The organism is Nonomuraea sp. NPDC003201, from assembly GCF_053590415.1.
Window position 1 is genome coordinate 1 of record NZ_JBSFTC010000401.1, and the last position, 8,328, is coordinate 8,328.

General features: G+C 70.1%; 6 protein-coding genes. All 6 read left to right on the plus strand.

Annotation, left to right across the window (positions count from 1 at the left end; genetic code table 11):
- The first annotated feature begins 147 nt into the window (after positions 1-147).
- The 6 genes from ACWDX9_RS55600 to ACWDX9_RS55625 all read left to right on the plus strand — a co-directional run bounded on the left by ACWDX9_RS55600 (position 148) and on the right by ACWDX9_RS55625 (position 8,265).
- A complete protein-coding gene (locus tag ACWDX9_RS55600) occupies positions 148-1,131 on the plus strand; it encodes an ABC transporter permease (RefSeq protein WP_449970802.1) in 984 nt (327 codons plus the stop codon).
- The gene (locus ACWDX9_RS55605) at positions 1,128-2,003 is read left to right on the plus strand and encodes a carbohydrate ABC transporter permease (RefSeq protein ID WP_357739936.1); all 876 of its coding nucleotides are present in this window, start codon (positions 1,128-1,130) and stop codon (positions 2,001-2,003) included. Before ACWDX9_RS55600 ends, ACWDX9_RS55605 begins: the two co-directional genes overlap by 4 nt.
- A 27-nt stretch (positions 2,004-2,030) precedes the next feature.
- The gene (locus ACWDX9_RS55610; RefSeq protein ID WP_449970811.1) at positions 2,031-3,668 is read left to right on the plus strand and encodes an ABC transporter substrate-binding protein; all 1,638 of its coding nucleotides are present in this window, start codon (positions 2,031-2,033) and stop codon (positions 3,666-3,668) included.
- Positions 3,668-5,179, plus strand: a complete 1,512-nt coding sequence (locus ACWDX9_RS55615; protein ID WP_449970814.1) for a GH39 family glycosyl hydrolase — start codon at positions 3,668-3,670, stop codon at positions 5,177-5,179. Before ACWDX9_RS55610 ends, ACWDX9_RS55615 begins: the two co-directional genes overlap by 1 nt.
- Positions 5,176-5,862 (plus strand): hypothetical protein, encoded by a 687-nt coding sequence (locus ACWDX9_RS55620; protein ID WP_449970815.1) that lies wholly within the window; start codon positions 5,176-5,178, stop codon positions 5,860-5,862. Before ACWDX9_RS55615 ends, ACWDX9_RS55620 begins: the two co-directional genes overlap by 4 nt.
- 69 nt (positions 5,863-5,931) lie before the next feature.
- On the plus strand, positions 5,932-8,265 hold the full coding sequence (locus ACWDX9_RS55625; RefSeq protein WP_449970816.1) for a hypothetical protein: 2,334 nt from the start codon (positions 5,932-5,934) through the stop codon (positions 8,263-8,265).
- Positions 8,266-8,328 lie beyond the last annotated feature (63 nt).

Genomic DNA, 8,328 nt, shown 5'->3' on the forward strand with positions numbered 1-8,328 from the left:
CTTCGCGGGCTCCAGCGGGGACGCCGCGACGGACCCGGTGGCGGGCACGGTGACGGCCGTGCCGCTGCGCCTGACCGGCGCCGAGCGCGAGCTCGGGCACGACAGGAACCTGCTGGTCACGGCTCGTATCACACGGGAAGGAGCGGGATGAGCACAACGTCGTTGGACAATCCGCCGCGAGACGCGCGGGCGGCGGGGCCGGCGCCCGGCCGGCGCAGACGGGCCAAACCCGGCACCTGGCGGCACGCGATCCGCCGCGACTGGCAGCTGTACTCGCTGGCGATCCTGCCGCTGCTGTTCTTCGCGATCTTCCGGTACCTCCCGATGCTCGGCAACGTGATCGCCTTCCGCAAGTTCGAGCCCGGCGGGAGCATCTTCGGCGAGACCTGGGTGGGCCTGCGGTACGTGAAGATGTTCCTGAACGACCCGTCGTTCTGGACCGTGTTCGCCAACACGCTCATCCTCGGCGCGCTGACCCTGCTGTTCTGCTTCCCGCTGCCGATCGTGCTGGCCCTGCTGCTCAACGAGGTGCGCAACCGGCGCGTGAAGCGGTTCCTGCAGTCGGTGTCCTACCTGCCGCACTTCCTGTCGATGGTCATCGTGGCCGGCATCGTCATGCAGATGCTGGCCATCGACGGGCCGGTGAACCAGATCGTCAAGGTCTTCGGCGGGGAGCCCACCGCGTTCCTGCAGAAACCGGACTGGTTCCGCACGATCTTCGTCTCGTCGGAGGTCTGGCAGACCGTCGGCTGGGGCACCATCCTCTACCTCGCCGCGCTGACCACCATCGACGAGCAGCTCTACGAGGCGGCCCGGATGGACGGCGCCGGCCGGTGGCGGCAGATCTGGCACGTCACCCTGCCGGGCATCCGGCCGACGGCTATCACACTGCTGATCCTCAACATCGGCACGTTCATGGCCGTGGGCTTCGAGAAGGTCCTGCTGCTGTACAACCCGCTGACCTATCCGACCGCGGACGTGATCTCCACGTACCTGTACCGCATGGGCGTGGAGTCCAGCAACCTCAGCTACGCCGCCGCGATCGGCCTGTTCGAGGCCCTGGTCGGCGTGGTGCTGATCCTCTCGGCGAACCTGATCTCCCGCCGCACAGTAGGGACGAGCCTGTGGTGACCCTCGAGAAGACCCGTGGCTACCGCGCCTTCCAGGTGGTCAACGCCGTCATCCTGAGCGGCGTCGTGATCGTGACGCTCTACCCCTTCCTCAACATCCTCGCCCGCTCGTTCAGCGAGGAGCGCTACATCGTCGGCGGGCAGGTCAACCTCATCCCGCGCGGGTTCAACATCACGACCTACAAGCTCGTGGTGTCGGACCCGACATTCTGGACGAACTACGGCAACACGATTGTCTACACCGTCGTGGCCACGGCGATCGCCATGCTGCTGACGACGTGCTACGCGTACGTGCTGTCCAAGAAGCACCTCAGGGGCCGCACGTTCCTGATCTGGGTCGCCGTCTTCACCATGATCTTCTCCGGCGGCCTGATCCCCAACTACGTGCTGGTCAACGGCCTCGGGCTGACCAACTCCATCTGGGCCATCGTCCTGCCCAACGCCATCAGCGTCTTCAACCTCCTGGTCATGAAGGCGTTCTTCGAGGGACTGCCGCAGGAGCTGGAGGAGGCCGCCGCCATCGACGGCCTGAACACCTACGGCGTCCTCTGGCGAGTGGTGCTGCCGCTGTCGAAGGCGGTCATCGCCACGATGGTGCTGTTCTACGCGGTCTCGTTCTGGAACTCGTGGTTCACGGCGTTCCTCTATCTGAACAAGACCGAGTTGTTCCCCGTGACCATCTACCTGCGCAACCTCATCGCGGGCGCCACCGGCGCCGAGTCCGCGGGCGCGTCGCTCAGCGAGGCGTCGGCGGCGGCGGCCAACATCCAGTCGGTGACGATCATGCTCACCGTCCTCCCCATCCTGGCGGTCTACCCCTTCGTGCAGAGGTACTTCGTCTCGGGCGTCATGCTCGGCGCGGTCAAGGGTTAACCACTGTCCTCCCGAAAGGATCCCCCCATGCAGCACATCTCCCGCCGTCAGGCACTCCTCGGGCTGGGTGCGCTCACTCTTGCCGTCGCCGGCTGCGGCGAGGACGCGGCTCCGAAGAAGGCCGCCGACGTGTCCGCGAACAAGGCGGGCGCGATGGCCAACTACGGCGTCAACCAGCAGTTCAAGGCCACCGAGCCGATCTCGTTCGACGTGCTCTACAACAACCACCCGTTCTACCCGGACAAGAGCGACTGGCTGTTCTGGCAGGAGCTGACCAAGCGGACCAACGTGACGCTCAAGCCGGTGGAGGTGCCGCTCAGCGACTACGAGAAGAAGCGCGGCCTGCTGGTGGGCTCCGGGCAGGCCCCGCTCATCATCCCGAAGACCTACCACCCGGCAGAGGAGGCGTTCGTCTCCTCCGGCGCCATCCTGCCGGTCAGCGACTACTTCGACCTGATGCCCAACTTCAAGGACAAGGTCGCCAAGTGGAAGATGGAGCCGGAGCTGGACACCCTGCGCCAGGCCGACGGCCGCATCTACCTGCTGCCGGGGCTCCACGAGGAGATCTGGGCCGACTACTCCCTGGCCGTGCGGACCGACATCCTGGAGAAGCACAAGCTGGAGGTCCCGAAGACCTGGGACGAGCTGTACGAGGTGCTCAAGGCGCTGAAGAAGGAGTACCCGGACCTCTACCCGATGACCGACCGGTTCGGTGTCCCCACGCCCGGCGGCAACATCTTCAAGCTCGTCGCCCAGGCCTACGGCTCCAAGGGCGGCTGGCAGTACCAGCACGCGACCTTCGACGCCACGGCCGGCAAGTTCGTCTACACCGGCGCGATGCCGCAGTACAAGCAGATGCTGGAGTACCTGAACAAGCTGGTGAAGGAGAAGCTGCTCGACCCGGAGAGCTTCACCCAGCAGGACGAGCAGGCCAAGCAGAAGTTCAACTCCGGCAAGTCGTTCGTGATCAGCGCGAACGCGCAGTCGATCGTCAACGACTACCGCCCGACGCTGAGCAAGCTCGTCCCCGGCGCGAAGGTCGCCAAGATCCCGGTGCCCCTGGGCCCGGTCGGCGAGTACAAGATCGACACCCGGCTCGAGAACGGTGTCATGATCTCCAAGAAGGCGCTGGAGAACAAGAACTTCGTCGCCATGATGCAGTTCATCGACTGGCTCTGGTACTCCGACCAGGGCGAGGAGTTCGCCAAGTGGGGCGTCGAGGGCACGACGTACACCAAGGACGCCTCGGGCGCCTTCAAGCTCGCCAAGGACATCGACTTCGTCGGCCTCAACCCCGGCGCGCCCAAGCACCTGCAGAAGGACTTCGGCTTCTCCAACGGCGTGTTCGCCTACGGCGGCACCACCAAGCTGCTGAACTCCACCTTCTCCGAGGAGGAGGTGGCCTTCCAGGACGTGATGAACGCCAGGAAGGGCTGGCCGGTCGAGCCGCCGCACCCGTTCAACGACGAGGAGCGCGAGCAGGCCACGCTGTGGGAGACGCCGCTGAAGGACTACGTCACCCAGCAGACGCTCAAGTTCGTCCTCGGCGAGCGTGACCTGAGCGAGTGGGACGCCTACGTCAAGGAGCTGGAGGCCAAGAACATGACCTCCTACATGAACCTCGTCAACTCCGCCTACGAGCGCTTCAAGAAGGACCACGGCTGATGCGGGTGCCCTCGGAGGTCTCGGGGCGGCTGTCCGACGCCTGGCGGTTCTGTGTCGGCACCGGCCGCTTCGAGCTGGCGCTGCGCCGCGACTACCAGGACTCGCTGGCGCTGATCCAGCGGGAGATCGGCTTCCGGCACATCCGGGGGCACGGGCTGCTGGGCGACGGCGTGGGCGTCCACCAGCCGTACGAGTACGCGGGCGCGCGGCACGTGCGCCACTCGTTCACGTACGTGGACCAGGTGATCGACGCCTACCTCGAACTCGGCATCCGCCCTTTCGTGGAGCTGGGGTTCATGCCCTCCTGGCTGGCCTCCGGCGACCAGACCGTGTTCTGGTGGCAGGGCAACGTCACGCCGCCCCGCTCCTGGCGGGAGTGGGCGGAGCTGGTGCGGGCCACGCTGGCGCACCTCGTCGACCGGTACGGGCTCGACGAGGTGCGCACCTGGCCCATCGAGGTGTGGAACGAGCCCAACCTCAAGGACTTCTGGCAGGACGCCGACCAGGACGCCTACCACCGCCTCTATGAGGTGAGCGCGCACGCGGTCAAGGAGGTGGACGCCTCGCTCCAGGTCGGCGGCCCGGCCATCTCGCCCGGCTCCGACGAGTTCCTCGTGCGCTTCGCCGACTTCGTGACCGAGCGCTCGCTGCCCATCGACTTCGTCAGCCGGCACGCGTACACCTCCGGCCCGGCCCAGCACGTGCCGTTCGGCGTGCACCAGACGCTCGCGCCCGCGTCGAAGCTGCTGGAGCAGTTCGCCACGCCGCGGCGGCAACTCGCGGGCGGCCCGCTGGAGGGGCTGCCCGTGCACATCACGGAGTTCAACTCCTCCTACCGGCCCGACAACCCCGTCCACGACACGGCCTTCCACGCCGCCTACCTCGCCCCGGTGCTGGCGGCCGGGGGAGACCTGGTCGACTCCTTCTCCTACTGGACCTTCAGCGACATGTTCGAGGAGCAGGGGATCCCGACCTCGCTCTTCCACGGCGGCTTCGGCCTGCTGACCCACCGGCAGATCAAGAAGCCCACCTACCACCTGTACGCGTTCATGGCCCGGATGGGTGACCAGGTCCTGGCGCGCGGGCAGGACCACCTGGTCACCCGGGACGGCGACGGCCGGGTCACCGTGCTGGCCTGGGCCCCGGCGGACGTGACCGGCGCGAGCCCAGTGGACGGGCACACCGTACGGCTGTCGATCCCCATCGGGGACGCCGCCTCGGCGTTCGAGCTGCGCTCGTCGGTGAGCGAGGAGAAGGGCAACGCGTGGGCGGCGTGGCGCGAGCTGGGCCGCCCGCGCTCGCCGCGGCCCAGGGAGCTCGACGTGCTGCGGGAGGCGGCCGAGCCCGTGCGCTCCCACCGGAGCCTGCCCGTCGCGGACGGTCGCGTGGACCTGGATCTCCGGCTCGACCGCCACGAGGTTACGCTGGTCGAGCTCACACCGGTGGTGGACCGGACGCCGCCGTGGTGGGACGACAGGCGGCTGCTCGGCCTGGGAGAGGAGAGCCGATGAGCGAGGTGTCGGCGGGCCGGAGGTTCGGCGAGGGCCCGCTCTCGCGCGCCGCCACGCTGATCTACAGCCTGCTGGTGGTCGAGGGCCTGTTCCTCGTCGCGACCGCGCCCGGCCTGATCGCGCTGACCCTGCTCGGCGGCGACGCCGCCAACGTGCCGCTGGTGGCGGCCTGCGCGCTGCCGCTCGGCCCCGCGCTGTCGGCCGCCCTCTACGCGCTGCGCCACCGCAGCCGGGACCTGACGGACCTGCGTCCGGCGGCGGCGTTCTGGCGCGGTTACAGGGCCAACGTGCGCGGCGTGCTGAAGGTCTGGGTGCCGTGGCTCGTCGCGCTGGCCGTCGTCGGGACGAACCTGGCGAACTTCGCCGTCGCCGGCGTCCCGGGGTGGTGGGCGGTGCTGCTCGTGCTCGTCGCGCTGGCGGCGCTGCTGTGGGCCGCCAACGCGCTGGTGATCACGTCGCTGTTCGCGTTCCGGGCGGTGGACGTGGCGCGGCTGGCGTCGTACTTCCTCATGCGCCACCCGAAGGCCGCCCTCGGCAACGCGTCGCTGCTGATCGTGGCGGGCGGCATCACGATGGTCGCCACCGAGCTGGCGCCCGCCCTGCTGGCCTCGGCGTTCGCCGCGGCGCTGCTGTGGAACAGCCGCCCGGTGATCGCCGAGGTCGAACGGGAATTCACCGCCTGAGGAGTGGCCACCGCCGCCGATCAGCTGCCAAGGTGATCACCGGGAAATCCGGCGACCGAAGGGCTGATCATGAGAGTGGCGGAAGGCGGCGGAGGCACGCCGTCGGCGCTGAGACTGGGCGTGGTGAGCCTGCTGGTCGCCATCGTGTTCGCCGGGCTCGGCATCTGTGCCGCGGGTCTCGGTGACGTGGCGGTGCGCCATGCCGTGGAGCGGGCTTCCCCTCAGGAGGTCGGCGTCACGGTCGCCGGGGTGGTCGACGCCGGGAACTTCGGCACGTTCAACCAGGTCGTGCGGACACAGACGGCTCTGGCGTTCGGTGGCGCGCCCACCGAGGTGACCACCTTGCTCCGCTCGGACGGCTACACGATGCCGGGCCAGGAGAAGCTGAGGTACCGGCGGCCGGAGCGGCTCAGGTTCGGCAGTCTCGACGGATTCCAGCAGCACGCGAGACTGGTCAGCGGCTCCTGGCCCCGGTCGCGCACCGAGCCGGTCGAGGCGGCGATCTCCCTGGCCGCCGCCTCGTTCACCGGCTTCACGGCCGGACAGGTGTTCACCACGATCGGCCGTATCGACGCCGAGCCGGTAAAGGTCAAGATCACCGGGGTGTTCGTGCCCGACGACCCCTTCGGGCCGCGCTGGGCCGGCGACCCGATGCTCGGCCGTGGCGTCGAGAGGGAGGGATACACCACCTACGGCCCGCTCATGGTGGATCAGGCCACCTTCCTCGACCGCTTCGCCGAAACGGTCGACGCCACCTGGACCGTCGTGCCCGACCTGCGCGGCCTGCCGGTCGAGCGGCTGCGTACGGCCGCCGCCCGGCTGCCGGACCTGCGGGAACGACTCAAGGCGAACGGCTGCCCCGACTGCACGCCCGCCGGCGCTCTCCCCGGCACACTGGCCCGGATCGACGCCGCCGCGCAGGCGGCCCGCTGGACAGTCCTGGGTCTGGCGGCGCTCCTGGCCCTGGCGCTGCTCCTCACGCCCGGGCCCAGGCGGACCGGCCGGCCCCTGGGCATGGCGGCGGTGGTCATGGGCTGCGCGTTCCTGGCCCCCTTCGTGGTCCGCCTGCTGCTGTCCCTGGCTGAGGCCACGCCGTGGTGGCGGGCCGCGGGATTACGGCTGCCGGACCTGTCGGGAACACTCCTGGTGGCGATCTCGATGGCGCTGGTCGCGGTCGTGTGCCTGGTCGCCGAGGCACCGAGGCCGGGGATGCGGGCGCTCTCCGCGGGGATCGCCGCCGCGGTCGCCGTTCTCGCGATCGGCGGCGCCACGACCTGGCGCTCCTCGCAGGCGGACCAGGCCCGTCACCAGGCCGGTGCCGACGTGCGGCTGACCGGCCCGCCGGCGGGAGGCGAGCCGGGCGTCCTCGGCCGTGGCACCGCCTTCACCGCGCTGCCCGGTGTCACCGCCGCGGTGCCCGGGCACCGCGATCGCGTCGACGTCGACCTCCGCTACAGCACCCTCCTGGGCGTCGACGCGAACCGCCTCGGCGAGGTCTTCCGGCTGCGGCCCGATCTGTCGGACCGGACGGTGGCGCAGCTGGCGGCCGCGATGGTCGCCGGCCGTCCCCAGCTCGGCGCCCTGCCGCTGCCCGGTCGGCCGCGCACGCTGACCGTCGAGGCCGAGCGGTCCGACGGCTCCGTGCGGCTGCGCGTGGTGGTCTCCGACGCCCTCGGCGTCTGGCACGACCTGCCGGTCGCACCGCCGCGCGAAGGCTCCGGGAAGGTGGACGTGGACCTCGCCGGCCTGGCCGGCCGGGACGGGAAGATCGCCTACCCGCTTGCCGTCCGCGGTTTCCTGGGCGACGCCACCGACGACTCCGCGCACGTGATCACCGTGACCGCGCTGCGCGCCGACGGCGGGGAACTGGCCCTTCCCGCGGATCAGCGATGGTCGGAAGGGACGGGAGACGGCGGCTTCTCGCTGAAGGTGAAGGACGGTGCCTCCGTCGTGCGGCCCGTACCGCTGAACGCCGCCCCTGACCGGCCGGTGCCGATCGTGCTCACCCCCGAGCTGGCCGCCTCGGCGAAGCTCGCCACGGGCCGGACCGGCTCCATCTCGCTCGGACGGCGACCGCTCCAGGTCGAGCTCGCCGGTGTCGTCGAGCGCATGCCCGGCGTCGCTCCCGGCTCCGCCGCCGTCCTCATGGACTGGCAGACCTTGCAGGCCTGGAACCTGGCCGCGGCACGGCCGCCGTTGCCCGCCACCGACTGGTGGCTCGCCGTGGACGGCGACGGGAACGCGGCCCGCGCGGCGGTGGCCGGATCCGGGTGGGACGTCACGGTGATCGGCTCGCCGGATCCGGCGGTCCCCTCGCCCGTCCTGCTGGGCGGAGCGATCGCGCTGGCGCTGGTGGCCGCGTCCGGCCTCCTGCTCCGCGCCGCCGCCGCGGGCCGTTGGTAGCGCCTGGTGGCAGCTGCTCGACCCGGCCGCCCGCCGGCGGCTCATCGACACCGCGCCGCAACT

Bases quoted from the DNA above. Each gene is read 5' to 3' on its own strand.
- ACWDX9_RS55625 (WP_449970816.1), top strand. From the start codon at position 5,932: ATGAGAGTGGCGGAAGGCGGCGGAGGCACGCCGTCGGCGCTGAGACTG.
- ACWDX9_RS55600 (WP_449970802.1), top strand. From the start codon at position 148: ATGAGCACAACGTCGTTGGACAATCCGCCGCGAGACGCGCGGGCGGCG.
- ACWDX9_RS55620 (WP_449970815.1), top strand. From the start codon at position 5,176: ATGAGCGAGGTGTCGGCGGGCCGGAGGTTCGGCGAGGGCCCGCTCTCG.
- ACWDX9_RS55615 (WP_449970814.1), top strand. From the start codon at position 3,668: ATGCGGGTGCCCTCGGAGGTCTCGGGGCGGCTGTCCGACGCCTGGCGG.
- ACWDX9_RS55610 (WP_449970811.1), top strand. From the start codon at position 2,031: ATGCAGCACATCTCCCGCCGTCAGGCACTCCTCGGGCTGGGTGCGCTC.